Genomic DNA, 15,365 nt, shown 5'->3' with positions numbered 1-15,365 from the left:
AAACGGCAGAAATGGCACCCGTCAGCGGCGGCGAGCGCGTCGCTTCTGGACGATCCCGCGGTCGAACGGCGCGGCGAGGAACTCGCCCAGCACGCTGCCCGCCGCGATCGCCAGCAGCACGGCCATGGCCCCGAGCAACGTGGTGATACCGCCTTGCAACGACAAGGACCCGGCCGCCTTGGAGGACCCGTTCACCATCTCGTAGAGCCCTCGGAAGATCGCCAGCCCGGGCAGCAGGCCGTACGACGCCGGGACGACGAGCACCATGGCCGGGGCGCCGAGCCGCAGGGCGATCAGCCGCCCAGCGAACCCCAGGACCATGGCGGCGCACCCTGCGGCCGCCAGTGGTCCCAGCCGGTCGACCCGCGCCACCGCGAGCGACACCCCCACGCTCACTGCGCACAGCACCCCCGCAGGCAGCACGAGCCGGCGCCGACTGCGGAGCGAGACGGCTCCCGCCACACCGACGATCGTCGCACCGACCAGCGCGAGGTCGACCGGTGCGTTCAGCGCCCTGGTGGCGACGATCGACGGCGAGGCCAGCTCCAGTCCGAAGACCTCGGTGAGCGACAGGGTGAGCGACAGCCCCGTCGCCACGCCCAGGATGATCCCGGCCGTGGTGAGGAAGACAGCGAACATCCGGCCGGCACCGGTGACCGAGTAGCCGGAGATGGCGTCCTCGAAGGCCGACGCGACCGTTCGTCCCGGCAGGAGCACGGTGATCCCACCTGCCACGATGAACGCGAACTCCGAGGAGCTGACCGGCAGCCAGCCCCGCGCCCCGAGGCTGAACGCACCCCACGCGATCACCGTGGCGAGAAACCCACCGATGGCGCACTGGTAGAACTCGGGCAGTCCGCGGCGCCCCAGCGAGCGAGCCGCCAGACCGACCACCAACGCCGAGACGCCGGCGACGAGCGCCGCGACCAGCCCGGCCCCCAGCATCGTCGCGATGGCGGCCGCGACGACCCCCAGGGAACCGCGCACGGCCCAGCTCGGCCAGAACCGTGGCGCCCGGCGAATCTCGCGCAGTCGCGCGGCCGCAGCCTCGCGGTCGTACCCATCGGTCACGAGCGTCTCGACGAACTCGTGCACCGCCGTGAGCCGGGCGAAGTCGCGGCTGGCCGAGCGCACCACGCGCAGCATCGTGATCGGAGCGCCCGACGCGGTCGTGCACTGGACCAACAGCGACTGCAGGGTGATGTCCACCTCGAGGTTGTCGAGCCCAGCGGCGGCGGCGACCGCGATGACCGAGGACTCGACCTGGGGGGCACCGGCGCCGCACCGCAGCATCAGCTCGCCCACCCGCAGGGCAAGGTCGAGCGAGGCCCGAGCCTCTCGTTCCTCCGCAGCAGCCTTGCGGATGCGCACGTTGCGGTAGGGCGTGTGGCGCAGCGACTCGACCATCGGGAGCGTCTCGGTGAGCTCCTCCCCGCGCCAGATCCGGCTCCGTCGCAGGTCGGGGCGGCGCGAGTGCGGCGGACGCGGGGTGGGGTCCCCTTGGTTCATCCGGTCAGGCCAGTGACGGGCACCAGCGACGTCGGCGCCTTGGACGGCCACCACTGGGGTACGCCGGAGTGCTGGGCCGCCCACGCGGCCAGTCCCAGCGCGAGCACCAGGGCGATGCCGACGGCGATCCGATGGGCCGTTGGACCGGGGCTCGTGCCCCGGACGATGCTGCGGGTGCCTCGTCGCAGGCCGGAGCCGCCAGGACCCCACCAGGCCATCAGCACGGCGATCACGCCCCCGACGGCCAACGCGGGCGAGGTGTCCGGATGCGGCGATCCGCCGGTGACCGCCACCATCGCCAGAGCAGTGCTGAACACGGCACACACCCCGACCACCAGCGGCAGGATCGCGCTGACCACGGTGGCCAGGGCGCCCACGACGAGATGCCACGGACTCGCGACCACGGCCACCGGCACGTCGCTGCGGCGCCGCCCGCGGTGATGGCGGCGCAGCACCAGCGAGGTCACCGACCGGTCGACGGTTCGAGCGACCCAAGAGATGAGCACTGCCACCGCAATGGCGACGATCGGGAACGCTGCGACACCCGCCACCAGCGCCAGCATCAGGGCGATGAGCGTGCCCGTGCGGTTGGGGCGCCCGATGCGCGGGTCCGGCTCGCCCGGTCCACCCTCCCAGGCCGCCTGCCAGTCGGAGACCTCCTCTTCCGGCGCGTCCCAGGGCAGCACGTCGTCCTCGGGCGGCGCGGGCGCAGCTGCCACGGGTGACCGGTCCCAGTGCGCGGTCCCGGACCGCTCGATGACCTGGGTATGCCGAGTCGTGACCGGCAGCGCGCCCGTGACGGGGCGACCGTCGGCGTAGCGCCCCAGGGCTTCGACGACCTCCTCGGCATCGGGGCGCTCGCTCGGCACGGGCGACAGCGCGGCATACAACAGGGGCGCGAGCCGCGGGTCGACGCCGGACAGGTCGGCGTCACCACGACTCACCCGCGAGAGCACGACGTCCATCGGGCCGCGACCGAACGGTGGGGCGCCACTCGCGGCGAAGGCGAGCGTGGCGGCCCATCCCCACCAGTCGGTGGCCACGGTCACCGGCGCACCCTCGACCACCTCGGGCGAGAGGTAGCCAGGCGTGCCCATCACCAGCCCGGTCAGGGTGATTCGCACGTCGTCGGCCACGTGGGCGATGCCGAAGTCGATGAGCACGGGGTCCCCGTCGAGCATGAGGACGTTGCCGGGCTTGAGGTCGCGGTGGATCACCTCGGCGTCGTGGATGGCGTGCAGGGCTGCGGCCAGCCCGTCGCCCAGACGCAGCAGGTCCTGGCCACGCATGGGGCCGTGCTGCTTGACCACCTCGTCGAGAGCGGGCCCGGGGACGTAGCGCGTGACCAGGTAGGGGCGGTCCCCGTCAAGGTCCGCGTCGACGACAGCCGCTACTCGTGGGTCGCGGATGCGGGTGAGCACGTCGACCTCGCGCCGCAGCCGCGTTCGGGCGTCACGGTCGTGCGCCACGTGCGGACGCAGCAGCTTCAGGGCGACGGCGCGCCCGTTGGGGTCGAGGGCGAGGTGGACCACGCCCATGCCGCCCTCACCCAGCTGCTGGATCAGGCGGTACGGACCGATCTGGGGCCCGCCGGGCGCGCCGAAGCCGCCGTCGTTCCCCTCGATGGCCTCCGTCGTCATGCCCCTACGGTAAGTGAACGGCCTGTGCGAAGCCGGGAAGGCTACTGCTGGATGTACCCAACAAGTTGGTCACGCTCGGTCTGGAGCTCGTCGATCCGGTGCTTGACGATGTCGCCGATGCTGACGATCGCGCGCAGCCGGCCGTCCACCACCACCGGCACGTGGCGGATGCGCAGCTCGGTCATCGTGCGAGCCAGCTCGTCGATGGGCTCGTCGAGGTCACAGGTCTTCACGTCAGCCGTCATGATCTGCGAGATGGGCGCCAAGAGCACTGCCGCGCCATCGCGGTGGAGATGGCGCACGACATCGCGCTCACTGACGATTCCCCCGACGGTCTCGCCGTCCTCGCTGACCACCAGGGCGCCGATCCTGTGTTCCTCCAGCAGGGCGAGGAGCCGCTCCACGGTCTCGTCCGGCTTCACCGTCACCACCATGTCGCCCTTGCGGCGAACCACATCGGAGATCCTCATGCACCGACCGTAGACCGGCCCGGGGGTCGCCGCCAGAGGGATGCGCTTTAGGCTGGGGTCGTTGACCACCCGTGGAGCTGATTGCCCGTGCACCGAACGCCCGAGACTTTCGACCTGGTCATCGCCGCCAACCGGCTGCCGGTCGACCGCGTGGTCGACCCATCCGGCGAGGTCTCCTGGCGGACCAGTCCTGGCGGCTTGGTCACCGCGATGGAGTCGGTCATGCGCAGCCGCGAGGGCGCTTGGGTGGGCTGGGCCGGTGAGCCCGGTGAGGCTCCGGAGCCGTTCACCCAGGACGAGATGTACCTGCGACCGATCGCGCTGTCGGACGAGGACATCGCCGACTACTACGAGGGCTACAGCAACGACACCCTCTGGCCGATCTACCACGACGTCATCGTGCCGGCGACCTTCCACCGGTACTGGTTCACGGCATACGAACGGGTGAACCGGCGGTTCGCCGAGGCGGTCAGCGAGGTCGCCGCGCCGGGCGCCACGGTGTGGGTCCACGACTACCAGCTCCAGCTCGTGCCCGCCATGCTGCGCGAGCTGCGCCCGGACGTGCGGATCGGGTGGTTCAACCACATTCCGTTCCCCCCGGTCGAGCTCTTCGCCCAGCTGCCCTGGCGTCGCGCCCTGCTCGAGGGCTTGCTGGGCGCCGACTACCTCGGTTTCCAGCGGGTGGCCGACGCCCAGAACTTCGTCCGAGCCTGCCGTCAGCTGCTCGGCCTGCCCACCAAGGGTGACACCGTGTCGGTGGCCCGTGGCGAGAACGCGCGCCGCGTCCGCGCCAGTGCCGTGCCCATCTCGATCGACTTCGTCGGGCTCCAGGAGCTCGCGATGCTGCCCGAGACCCAAGCTCGCGCCAAGGAGATCCGGGCCTCGCTCGGCGACCCCGACACCCTGCTGCTGGGGGTCGACCGGCTCGACTACACCAAGGGCATCGGCCACCGCATCAAGGCCTACGGCGAGCTGCTCGAGGAGGGCAACGTCGCGCCCCCGCGAGAGACGTTCGTCCAGGTGGCAACGCCCAGCCGCGAGCGCGTCGCGGCATACCGCGAGCTCCGCCAGGAGATCGAGGGCGAAGTCGGGCGGCTCAACGGCGACCACAGCCGCATCGGCTCGCCCGCCGTCCACTACCTGCACCACTCCTACCCTCGTCAGGAAATGGCCGCGCTCTACCTGGCCGCGGACGTGCTGCTCGTCACGCCGCTGCGCGATGGCATGAACCTCGTGGCCAAGGAGTACGTCACCTGCCGCCACGACGAGGGTGGAGCGCTGGTCCTGTCGGAGTTCACCGGGGCCTTCCACGAGCTGCACCAGGCCTTCGTCTGCAACCCCCACGACATCGAGGGCCTCAAGCAGACGATCATGCGCGCCATCGAGACACCAGCCAAGGACAAGCGCCGGCTCATGCGCGCGATGCGCCGCCGGGTCGCCGACCACGATGTCCAGCGGTGGGCGCACCGGTTCCTCGAGAACCTCGCCAACGCCCCCGAGCGACCGACCCGCTCCACCCGCGAGCGGGAGGACGACGAGGTGCTCGCGAGCGCCGACCGCCAGGCAGAGGACCTGCACCACGCCGCCAACCCGGGCGGGCAGCGCTGATGGTGCCCGAGACCGTGGCCGCCGCCCTTGGCCGCGCGGCCACGGCGCCAACCCTGCTCGTGGCCACCGACTTCGACGGTGTCCTGGCCCCGCTCGTCCTGGACCCGTCGCAGTCCCGGGCCCTGCCGGGCACGCTCGAGGACCTCGAGTCCCTCGCCTCGCTGCCCTCGACCCATGCGGCCGTCGTGTCCGGGCGGGACCTCTCGACGCTGACCCAGCTCACCGGCCTGGCCGACAGCGCCGTGACCCGGATCGGTAGCCACGGCGCGGAGTCCAGCGCCGACACCAGTTCGAACGACCTCGACGGCTCCCGCGCCGACGCCCTGGCCGCCTTGGTCGACGATGTCGCAACGGTCGCCGCCGAGCACCCCGGGTCGGGGGTGGAGCACAAGCCCGCAGCGGTCGTGCTGCACACCCGCGGCATGGAGGCCGGCCCCGCACGGGCCGCCGAGGACGCGGCCATCAAGGTGGCGGCCCGGCATACCGAGGCGCACGTGATGCACGGGAAGCACGTGGTCGAGATGAGCGTGGTCCGCGCCGACAAGGGCACTGCCCTCATGGCCTTGCGCGATGCCGTGAGCGCGGATGCCGTTGTCTACTTCGGCGACGACGTCACCGACGAGGACGTGTTCCGACTCCTGTCCGAGGCCGATGTGGGCGTGAAGGTCGGTGACGGACCGACCGCGGCGGCGTATCGCGTGGACACCCCCGAGGACGTCGCAGACGCCCTGTCGATGCTCGTCGCCCGACGCAACCCCACGGCCTAACGCGAGGGCACCGCTCCTGTCGACGCCCGGACCACGAGCTCGGGGCGAAACACGAACTCTGCCCGAGGGGCCGGCTCACCGGCGATCTCGTCGAGCAACGCCCGGACCGCGGCCTCGGACATGGCCTGGACGCTCTGGCGGACCGTCGTCAGCGGCGGGTCCGTGAACGGGATCAGCGGCGAGTCGTCGTAGCCGACCACCGAGAAGTCCTCGGGCACCCGCAACCCTGCCCGACGAGCCGCGCGGATCGCGCCGAGGGCCATCAGGTCGGAACCGCAGACCACCGCCGTGCAGCCCTTCTCCAACAGTCGGGCCCCGGCGGTGTCGCCACCCTCGACCGAGAAGAGGGTGCGCTCGATGAGCTCCTCGACATCCTCGCGTCCCAACAGGCTGCGCATGGAGGCGCGGAACCCGGTGATCTTGCGGATGACGGGGACGAACCGGTCGGGGCCGACGGCCAGGCCGATCTGGGTGTGCCCGAGCTGGACCAGGTGGGTCAGGGCGAGCTCCATCGAGGCCACGTCGTCGTTCGAGATGAAGGGGGCGTCGATGGCCTCGTGGTAGCCGTTGACGAGCACGATCGGCAGGCCGCGCTCGCGCAGCCGCAGGTAGCGCTCCGGGTCGCTGGTGGTGTCGGCGTGCTGCCCGGAGACGTAGATGATGCCGGCGACGCCCCGGTCGAGCAGCATCTGGACGTAGTCGTCCTCATGAACGCCCCCCGGCGTCTGGGTGCACAGCACCGGGGTGAACTGGTGGCGCGCGAGCGCGGTCTCGATGATCTGCGCGAACGCCGGAAAGATCGGGTTGGTCAGCTCGGGCACGATCAGCCCGACGAGGTCGGCGGTGCGCGGTCGCAGTCGAGAGGGCCGGTCGTAGCCGAGCACGTCGAGGGAGTTGAGCACGACTTCGCGGGTGGTCGCCGCCACCCCGGGCTTGCCGTTGAGCACGCGGCTCACGGTCGCCTCGCTGACGTCGGCGTGCGCCGCGATGTCCGCCAGTCGTGCCTTCACAGGGTGACCGTAGCAAGAAATTGCAGCGTGCTCGGACCGAATGCGCAAGATCTTTCACACAGCGCGGACGGGCTATGGCGCAACGGCGTGGTGTGGGCCAGACTGACCCCACCGCGACACCGACGTCTGCGGCGGCACCACCTTTACAACGGATCGTCCGGCACGTTCCTGCCGGTGAAGGAAAGGCAACGAAGCCATGGCAACAGTCAAGTTCGACGAGGCAACCCGGCTCTACCCGGGCAACGACAAGCCCTCCGTGGACAAGCTCAACATCGACATCGAGGACGGCGAGTTCCTCGTCCTCGTTGGCCCGTCCGGGTGTGGCAAGTCCACCTCCCTGCGCATGCTCGCGGGCCTCGAAGAGGTCAACGCCGGCAAGATCTGGATCGGTGACCGCGACGTCACCAACCTGTCACCCAAGGACCGCGACGTCGCGATGGTCTTCCAGAACTACGCGCTCTACCCCCACATGACGGTCGCCGACAACATGGGCTTCGCGCTCAAGATCGCCGGCGTCGACAAGGCGGAGATCCGCAAGCGCGTCGAGGAGGCTGCCAAGATCCTCGACCTCGAGCAGTACCTCGAGCGCAAGCCGAAGGCCCTGTCCGGTGGCCAGCGCCAGCGTGTCGCCATGGGTCGCGCGATCGTGCGCTCCCCCCAGGTGTTCCTCATGGACGAGCCGCTGTCGAACCTCGACGCCAAGCTCCGCGTGCAGACCCGCACCCAGATCGCGTCGCTGCAGCGCCGCCTCGGTGTCACCACCGTCTACGTCACCCACGACCAGGTCGAGGCCATGACCATGGGTGACCGCGTCGCCGTGCTCAAGGACGGCCTGCTCATGCAGTGCGACACCCCGCGCCGCATGTACGACCACCCGGACAACGTCTTCGTCGCCGGCTTCATCGGCTCGCCCGCGATGAACCTCCTCGACGTCGACGTGGCCGACGGCGGCATCAAGGTGGCCGGCAGCGTGATGCCCGTCGACCGGGCCATCCTGGCGGCCGCGCACGGCAAGTCCATCACGTTGGGCGTGCGCCCCGAGGACCTCGAGCTGACCACCGAAGGTGGCGGCGGCATCCCGGTCAGTGTCGACGTCGTCGAGGAGCTCGGCGCTGACGCCTACATCTACGGCTCGGCCAAGGTCCACCAGCACGTCGAGGCCGACGAGGACAGCGACGCCCCCGAGCGCCCGTTCATCGCCCGGGTCGACGGTCGGCGCCCCCCGAAGAAGGGCGAGACGGTGTTCCTCGCGCCGAAGCAGGGTCACGTGCACCTGTTCGACGCCGAGAGCGGCCTGCGCCTCGCCGACTGACAACCGCCTTTCCCGTATGCCGCGTGGCCGGCACCCCTCCCGGGGTGCCGGCCACCGGCGTGTGCGGCCACCGGCGTATCCGCGCTGTGGGGTCGGGCGGCGCTGACACGGACCACCGGGTTGACCCGTGATCTGGGAGCATGAAGTCGTGGCCCTCCAGATCACCGCAGCGCGACCCGACCCGGCCCTGCTCGACCTGCCTTGGGAACTGCCACTCGAGACTTGGCCCGAGGAGGTCCTGGCGGCTCTCCCCCGAGGCATCTCGCGTCACGTCGTCCGTTTCGTCAAGCTGTCCAAGCGCGTCCTCGCGGTCAAGGAGATCAAGGCCGACATCGCGGTGCGCGAGTACCAGATGCTGCGAAACCTCAACCGGCTCGAGGTGCCGTGCGTCGAACCGTCCGGGGTCGTCAGCGGACGCGTCGGGGTCGACGGCGAGCCGCTGGACGCCTGCCTGATCACCCAGCACCTGCAGTTCGCCCTGCCCTACCGCGCCCTCTTCAGCCAGTCGCTGCGCCCTGACACGACGACCCGCCTCATCGACGCCCTGGCCGTCCTGCTCGTGCGCCTGCACCTGATCGGCTTTTGGTGGGGCGACGTGTCCCTGTCCAACACCCTCTTCCGTCGTGACGCCGGCGCGTTCGCGGCATACCTCGTCGACGCCGAGACCGGTGAGCTGCACCAGTCGCTCACCACGGGGCAGCGCGAACACGACCTCGAGATCGCCCGGGTCAACATCGCCGGCGAGCTGATGGACCTCGAGGCGGGCGGTTACCTCGAGGCCGGCACCGATGCGATCGACACCTCCAACCGTCTGGTGTGCCGCTACCGCGACCTGTGGGACGAGCTCACCGGACTCGAGCGGTTCGAGCGGGGCGACCGGTGGAGGGTGGACGAGCGCATCCGGCGGCTCAACGAGCTCGGATTCGACATCGACGAGCTCGCGATCACCACGGACTTCGACGGCACGCACATCCAGATCCAGCCGAAAGTCGTTGATGCAGGCCATCATTCGCGACGTCTACTGCGGCTCACCGGACTCGATGTCGAGGAGAACCAAGCCCGCCGGCTGCTCAACGACCTCGACTCCTACCGCGCATCCCAGGACCGCCAGAACGACGACGAGGAGATCGTCGCCCACGACTGGTTGTCGCGCATCTACGAGCCGATCACCCGGACCGTTCCGCGCGAGCTCGCGGGCAAGCTCGAGTCGGCTGAGCTGTTTCACGAGGTGCTCGAGCACCGGTGGTACATGTCGGAGCGCGCGGGTCACGACGTCCCGATCGAGGACGCCATCAGGGACTACGTCGCAACCGTGCTGCCGGGCAAGCCCGACGAGGCGACCGTAGTCGGCGTCGACACAGTGGAGATGCCCGTCGTCGCCATGTTCGACGACTGAGGTGTTCGACCGTCAGGCCGCGCCTCCCGTTGGCTAGCACACCCGGCCGGCCCGGGTCAACGAGCCATAGGAACCTCGAATAGCCGTAGCGACGGCGTCGGATCGCTCGCTAGCGTCACCCCGGCAGCAACCGATCCGCGGGAGCTGTCGGGTGTGGAGGCTTGGGGAACATTCCGAGGGGAAGGGCGGCCTTCTTGCGACGTAACCCGCGCACGGCGCTGACGCGCGTTGCCTTCATCCTCACGGCCACCGGGCTGGCAGCGGTGATGGCGCCGGCCGTCTCCGGAGCCGTCAGTCGAGCAGGGTCGCCATCGGCCACAGCGCTGGACGACGGCTCCGCCCGCAGCGGGCTGCAGATCGACTCGGTCGACTCGCGTGGTACCGGCAAACCCTTGACCGCCAAGGCAATCGCTGCGATGCGCGCGATCCCCGGTGTGCAGGACGTGAGACCCGCTGCGCAGTTCGGGATCTCGATTGTCGGCGCCGCGGGGTCGAGCCCGGCCGGAGCGTTCTGGGCGACTCCGCGTACGCCGTGGATACAGCCGCGCGTGACGACCACCGTCCCGGGGATCCCCCCTGAGCACCTGCCCGTTGACGACGAGATCTACCTCCCGGACTCGCATGGTGGCGCGACCACAGCGGCTCTACTCGGCAAGCACCTGACCATTCAGTACACGAAGGCAACAGGCCCCTCACGGGGCGAAGCGGCAGAGACGACGGTGCGTGTCATCGGGCTCTTCGACAACTCAACGCCGGGGGCCGATGGTGAATCGGCCATCTACATCAGCGATTCGCTGTTTCGCACGTTGCTCTCGGCACAGCTCGGGTTGGCGCGCGGGAGTTCGGTTCCTGATCGATACGCATATCCCACGGTCTATGTGAAGGCCTCCTCCACGCGCGACGTAGCGCGGGTTCAGGCGGCGCTTGCGCGGATGGGCTTCAACGCCCGAGGTCGGGCCGCCGGGGTCCACGAGATCCTCGGCGCTCTGCTGCTCGTCTTCTGCCTAGGAGGCTGCCTCACGGCGCTTCTCCGCTTCGGGCTGCGGTCAACGCGGCTAGGGCCTGCTCTCTCCACCCGTCCGACCACGAGCTCGACGATCACAGGGGAGGCTGGGGAAGCTCGCTGAGGGTGTGGTGGTACCAGCCCCAATGTCGACCCAATGATGCGTCGGTTGACCCATCAACCTGAGGCCCCCGAGGTCGTGACCCAGATGGCTCGTCGTCAGACACGCCGTGGTGTCCATTCGGAGTTCGCCTGCTACTCCCCCCAATCGGCCCGGCAGGACGACACGCTCGCGGACCCAACCCCGTCGGGACTCACGCAGGTTGCAGCCGATCGGTGCGCTGCTGGCGTTCGGGCTGCCACCCTCAGGCGGGCGACAGCCAGGTCCAGCCGGGCACGTTGCGCAGCACCCAGAAGGCGATGACCATGCCCAGCAGTCCGTAGAGCAGCCATGGTGGCGCGGCCCAGGTGCGCGGCTGCCCGCGCCAGAGTCGCCTGGTCCAGGCCAGGTATCCAGCCACCAGGGCGGCCACGGCAATCACCGCCAGCGGGTTGCGGGCCAGTGCCCCTGTCAGGTCGCCGTGGGCCAGGTCGTGGACCGCCCGCAGCGAGCCGCACCCCGGGCAGTAGAGCCCGGTGAGGGCGAGGAAGGGGCACGTCGGGTAGTGGCCCGGCTGGTTCGGATCCACCACCGCCACCACGCCCACGGCGCACGCACCGGCAAGCGCGACGAGGGCGGGCAGCACCACGGCCTGGCTGCGGCCCCCTGGCCGCAGCGCGACGCGGTCACGCACCAGCATCGATCCTCGCCTCGTCACGCGCACCGGGTGGTGCCGGTGTCCAAGTCTGGCACGGCCCGAGACGCGCAAGCGCGCCACCCGCTCGGCGGGTGGCGCGCTCAGCGCGATGCTCGCTACCGGTCGGCTAGACGCGCGGAGCCGACTGGGCTGCGTAGTACTGCGTCGACTCCGGACGGTAGAGCAGGTAGATGATGTAGGCCCCGAGGACCAGGGAGATGATGCTGACGACGAGGCTGAGCACCGGGGGGTGCTGAGCGAGCGAGCCCAGGGTGCTGAGCACACTGCACGCGAAGAAGATCGTGGCCAAGATCCGAGCCCACTTGCGACCCTTACCGTTCGCCGCAGCCATCCAGAGCCACAGCGCGACGCCAACGAGGCCCGACACGACGCCCAAGCCCACGGCCACGCCGACAGCAGCATCGACCTGGGAGCTGGTCAGGTGGGTCGTCGAGGTGTCGGACGCCTTCTGGACGGCATCGCGGATGGTGCCGCGCATGAGGAAGGTGCTCAACAGGCCGACGAGGCTCAGGGCCGCACCCACGTACATGAGCTTGACGGCCATCGCGATCGAGGCGGGTTGTGCGACCGGAGCTCCAGCGACGGGGGCCTGGTAACCCGGCATGGACTCCATGCCGGAGTACTGCCCAGGACCGTCGCCCGGAGGCGGTGGTGGCGGAGTGCCGTAGTCAGACATGCGGTCGTCCCTTCAGACGGTGAGCCGCTCCCCCTTGGGCGCGACGGGGCGAACCTACCGGACTCGCCCCGCTTTCGTGCTCAGATCGCCCGTCGCCGCGCCACCTCGTAGAGCACGACCCCGGTCGCCACGCCTGCGTTGAGTGACTCGACCGCGGACGACATCGGGATCGACACGATCTGGTCGCAGGTCTCGCGCACCAGCCGCGACAGGCCCTTGCCCTCGGACCCGGTGACGATGACGATCGGCTCGGTCGCCAAGGCGAGATCCGGCAGCGAGACGTCGCCGTCCATGTCGAGACCGAGGATGAAGAAGCCCGCCTTGCGGTACTCCTCCAGGGCGCGCGTCAGGTTCGCGGCCATGGCCACCGGCACCCGCGCGGCTGCCCCGGCCGATGTCTTCCAGGCACTGGCGGTCAGGCCCACCGAGCGGCGTTCCGGCACGACGACGCCGTGCCCGCCGAAGGCCGCGACGGACCGCACGATGGCACCGAGGTTGCGGGGGTCCGTGATGCCGTCGAGCGCGACGACCAGTGGTATGCCGGGTGCCTGGGGGTCGATGAGGTCGCTGGGGTGGGCGTACTCATAGGGAGGCACCTGCAGGGCGAGCCCCTGGTGCACTGCGCCGTCGGTGAGGCGGTCGAGCTCACCGCGTGGGGTCTCGAGGATGGCGATCCCGCGCTCGGTGGCGATCTTGAGCGCCTCGCGGACGCGGTCGTCCGTATCGATGCGCCCAGCCACGTACATCGTCGTGACGGGTACGTCAGCACGCAGTGCCTCGACCACGGCGTTGCGGCCCGCGACCATCTCGCTCGATGCCTTGCCACCACGCCGCGACGGTCCTCGTGACCCGGACCCGCGGCCGCCGGTGGCGGTAGCCGGACCGCCGCGCTTGGCGGCGGCCTTGGCCAGCTTGTGGGCCTTGTGGTTGGGGCGCTCCTCCGCCTTGGGCGTGGGACCCCGACCCTCGAGGCCACGTCGTCGCTGCCCGCCCGATCCGACCGAGGCGCCCTTCTTGGAGCTGCCCTTGCGGACAGCGCCGCGGCGCTGGGAGTTGCCTGCCATGAGTGTGCCTCTCAGCTTTCGCGGCGGGCGAGCGACCAGTTCGCTCCCGACGCCGTGTCTTCGATGACGATGCCTGCCGCACCGAGGTGGTCGCGGATGGCGTCCGCGGTCGCAAAGTCTCGTGCGGCCCGCGCCTGGGCGCGCGCCTCGAGCTGCACCTGCACCAGCGCGTCCAGCGCCGCGTGGACGTCGTTGCCGCTGTCGCTGCCGTGACCCCAGTGTGGGTCCAGCGGGTTCACGCCGAGCAGGTCGGTCATCGCCACGACCTGGGCGAACGTCGTCGCCACGGTCTGCTCGTCGCCGTCGTCGAGCGCGGTGTTGCCCGCGCGCACCGTCTCGTGGACCACGGCGAGCGCGCCCGAGACGTTCAGGTCGTCGTCCATCGCGGCGGCATACGCCTCGGGCACGACAGAGGGGTCAGGCGTCACCGAGGTGCCCTCGGGCAGGACGCGCAGCGCCCGGGTGAGGAACCCCTCGATGCGCTCGACGGTGGCCTCGGCCTCAGCCAGCGAACCCTCGTGGTACTCGATCGTGGAGCGGTAGTGCGCGGCCGTGAGGTAGTAGCGCAGCGTGAGCGGACGCGCGACCTTGGTGATCTCGGAGACGATCAACGAGTTGCCCAAGGACTTGCTCATCTTCTCACCGCCCACGGTGACCCAGGCGTTGTGCAGCCAGTAGTTGGCGAAGCCCAGGCCGGCCGCGTGTGACTGCGCCTGCTCGTTCTCGTGGTGTGGGAACCGGAGGTCGACACCACCACCGTGGATGTCGAAGGCGTCGCCGAGGTACTTGCGAGCCATGGCGGAGCACTCGAGGTGCCAGCCGGGGCGCCCGTCGCCGAAGGGAGTGGGCCACGATGCCGTCTCGGGCTCCGACTGCTTGTGTCCCTTCCACAGCGCGAAGTCGCGGGGGTCGCGCTTGCCCCGGGGGTCGGCGTCCTGCGCCGCCTCCATGTCGTCGAGCTTCTGGTGGGTCAGCGAGCCGTACCCGGGGAAGCTGCGCACGTCGAAGTACACGTCACCGCTCGAGTCGGGCGCGGCATACGCGTGGCCCTTCTCCACCAGGGTCTCCATGAGCGTGACCATCTCGGGGATGTGACCGGTGGCGCGCGGTTCGTAGGTGGGCGGCAACACCCCCAGGGAGGCGAGGGCGGCGGTCGTCGCCAGCTCGTTGCGGTAGGACAGGGCGAACCAGGGCTCACCCGCGTCGGCGGACTTGGCGAGGATCTTGTCGTCGATGTCGGTGACGTTCCGCACCAGGGTGACGTCGTAGCCGTAGCGGCCCTCGAGCCAGCGGCGGAGGACGTCGAACGCCACGGCGAAGCGGACGTGCCCGATGTGGGGAGCCGCCTGCGTGGTGAGCCCACAGATGTAGATGCCCACGCGACCCGGCTCCAGGGGGGTGAAGTCGCGCAGCTCGCGCGCGGCGGTGTCGTACAGGCGAAGGCTCACGGGCGCAAGGCTACCTGCGGGGGTCCCCACCGACCGAAACGACGACGCTCCCCCCGGTCACGGGCTGTTCGACTCTGCGCCCGTCGTCGTCGCGCGACGCGCCGTCAGCCGTCGAGGGCGAACACCAGGGCCGTCGCGACCGCGGCGACACCCTCGTGTCGACCGGTCAGCCCCAACCCGTCGGTCGTGGTCCCGCTGACCGACACGGGCGCCCCGGCCGCCTGCGTCATCGCGGCCTGGGCCTCATCGCGCCGGGTGCCGATCTTGGGGCGGTTGCCGACGACCTGGACGGCGACGTTGCCGATCGCGAAGCCGGCCTCACGAACCAGCCTGGCGGCCTCGGCCAGCAGGTCGAGGCCGCTCGCCCCTGCCAGCTCGGGGCGGTCGGTGCCGAAGTGGGCGCCGAGGTCGCCCAGACCCGCAGCCGAGAACAACGCGTCGCAGGCCGCGTGACACGCGACGTCGGCGTCAGAGTGCCCCGCCAGACCAGGCTCACCCGGCCAAGCCAGGCCGGCCACCCGCAGCTCGCGCACCGGTGCGTCGGCGAAGGCGTGCACGTCGACACCGATGCCTGTGCGCGGCATACCGGGAAGCACCATGGCGCCCATCCAACCACCGGTCGCGACGAAAACCCCGTGGGCCCG

Annotated in this window: 14 protein-coding genes; 5 read left to right on the top strand and 9 right to left on the bottom strand. The window is 70.4% G+C overall.

Translation table 11 applies throughout. The features are described from left to right. Window positions 1-21: 21 nt before the first annotated feature. From GKE56_RS14890 to GKE56_RS14880, 3 genes are read right to left on the bottom strand one after another with little or no spacing between them, the layout of a single operon-like run. Window positions 22-1,509, bottom strand: coding sequence for a threonine/serine exporter ThrE family protein (locus GKE56_RS14890; RefSeq protein WP_154685213.1), 1,488 nt, complete (start codon window positions 1,507-1,509; stop codon window positions 22-24). Further along, window positions 1,506-3,149 carry a serine/threonine-protein kinase gene (locus GKE56_RS16960; protein WP_195908152.1) on the bottom strand — a complete coding sequence of 548 codons (1,644 nt, stop codon included), beginning with the start codon at window positions 3,147-3,149 and terminating at the stop codon, window positions 1,506-1,508. The genes GKE56_RS14890 and GKE56_RS16960 overlap by 4 nt, the downstream gene beginning before the upstream one ends. A 41-nt stretch (window positions 3,150-3,190) precedes the next feature. After that, window positions 3,191-3,619, bottom strand: a complete 429-nt coding sequence (locus GKE56_RS14880; RefSeq protein WP_154685212.1) for a CBS domain-containing protein — start codon at window positions 3,617-3,619, stop codon at window positions 3,191-3,193. A gap of 87 nt (window positions 3,620-3,706) precedes the next feature. Here GKE56_RS14880 and GKE56_RS14875 point away from each other — a divergent pair, with 87 nt between their 5' ends. Then, window positions 3,707-5,227 (top strand): trehalose-6-phosphate synthase, encoded by a 1,521-nt coding sequence (locus GKE56_RS14875; protein WP_154685211.1) that lies wholly within the window; start codon window positions 3,707-3,709, stop codon window positions 5,225-5,227. Then, the gene (gene otsB / locus GKE56_RS14870; RefSeq protein ID WP_154685210.1) at window positions 5,227-5,994 is read left to right on the top strand and encodes a trehalose-phosphatase; all 768 of its coding nucleotides are present in this window, start codon (window positions 5,227-5,229) and stop codon (window positions 5,992-5,994) included. The genes GKE56_RS14875 and otsB overlap by 1 nt, the downstream gene beginning before the upstream one ends. On the opposite strand, the gene GKE56_RS14865 is transcribed toward otsB, so the two are convergent. After that, window positions 5,991-7,004: a LacI family DNA-binding transcriptional regulator gene (locus GKE56_RS14865; RefSeq protein WP_154685209.1), complete on the bottom strand. Its 1,014-nt coding sequence runs from the start codon at window positions 7,002-7,004 to the stop codon at window positions 5,991-5,993. The genes otsB and GKE56_RS14865 overlap by 4 nt on opposite strands. Before the next feature lie 196 nt (window positions 7,005-7,200). On the opposite strand from GKE56_RS14865, the gene GKE56_RS14860 reads away from it, so the two are divergent. The 3 genes from GKE56_RS14860 (at window position 7,201) to GKE56_RS14850 (ending at window position 10,839) form a co-directional block, all read left to right on the top strand. After that, window positions 7,201-8,316, top strand: coding sequence for an ABC transporter ATP-binding protein (locus tag GKE56_RS14860; protein ID WP_154685208.1), 1,116 nt, complete (start codon window positions 7,201-7,203; stop codon window positions 8,314-8,316). A 148-nt stretch (window positions 8,317-8,464) separates the two neighbouring features. Beyond that, entirely contained in the window at window positions 8,465-9,712 is a 1,248-nt protein-coding gene (locus GKE56_RS14855) for a DUF4032 domain-containing protein (protein WP_154685207.1), read from the top strand. 194 nt (window positions 9,713-9,906) lie between these two features. Continuing rightward, window positions 9,907-10,839 (top strand): hypothetical protein, encoded by a 933-nt coding sequence (locus GKE56_RS14850; RefSeq protein ID WP_154685206.1) that lies wholly within the window; start codon window positions 9,907-9,909, stop codon window positions 10,837-10,839. Window positions 10,840-11,080: 241 nt separating this feature from the next. Here GKE56_RS14850 and GKE56_RS14845 read toward each other — a convergent pair whose 3' ends face one another. From GKE56_RS14845 to ispF, 5 genes are all read right to left on the bottom strand, one after another. Beyond that, window positions 11,081-11,509, bottom strand: a complete 429-nt coding sequence (locus GKE56_RS14845; protein WP_230209004.1) for a DUF2752 domain-containing protein — start codon at window positions 11,507-11,509, stop codon at window positions 11,081-11,083. Between the two features lie 130 nt (window positions 11,510-11,639). Further along, the gene (locus GKE56_RS14840; protein ID WP_154685204.1) at window positions 11,640-12,209 is read right to left on the bottom strand and encodes a hypothetical protein; all 570 of its coding nucleotides are present in this window, start codon (window positions 12,207-12,209) and stop codon (window positions 11,640-11,642) included. An 80-nt stretch (window positions 12,210-12,289) separates the two neighbouring features. Next, entirely contained in the window at window positions 12,290-13,273 is a 984-nt protein-coding gene (rlmB, locus tag GKE56_RS14835; RefSeq protein ID WP_154685203.1) for a 23S rRNA (guanosine(2251)-2'-O)-methyltransferase RlmB, read from the bottom strand. An 11-nt stretch (window positions 13,274-13,284) separates the two neighbouring features. Continuing rightward, entirely contained in the window at window positions 13,285-14,721 is a 1,437-nt protein-coding gene (cysS, locus tag GKE56_RS14830) for a cysteine--tRNA ligase (RefSeq protein ID WP_154685202.1), read from the bottom strand. Window positions 14,722-14,825: 104 nt separating this feature from the next. Further along, window positions 14,826-15,329 carry a 2-C-methyl-D-erythritol 2,4-cyclodiphosphate synthase gene (gene ispF, locus GKE56_RS14825; protein WP_230209003.1) on the bottom strand — a complete coding sequence of 168 codons (504 nt, stop codon included), beginning with the start codon at window positions 15,327-15,329 and terminating at the stop codon, window positions 14,826-14,828. Window positions 15,330-15,365 lie beyond the last annotated feature (36 nt).

This window comes from Nostocoides sp. HKS02 (assembly GCF_009707485.1).
Lineage (GTDB): Bacteria > Actinomycetota > Actinomycetes > Actinomycetales > Dermatophilaceae > Pedococcus.
The sequence above is the reverse complement of the archived record's forward strand: the minus strand, read 5'-3'. Positions and strand labels throughout refer to the sequence as shown.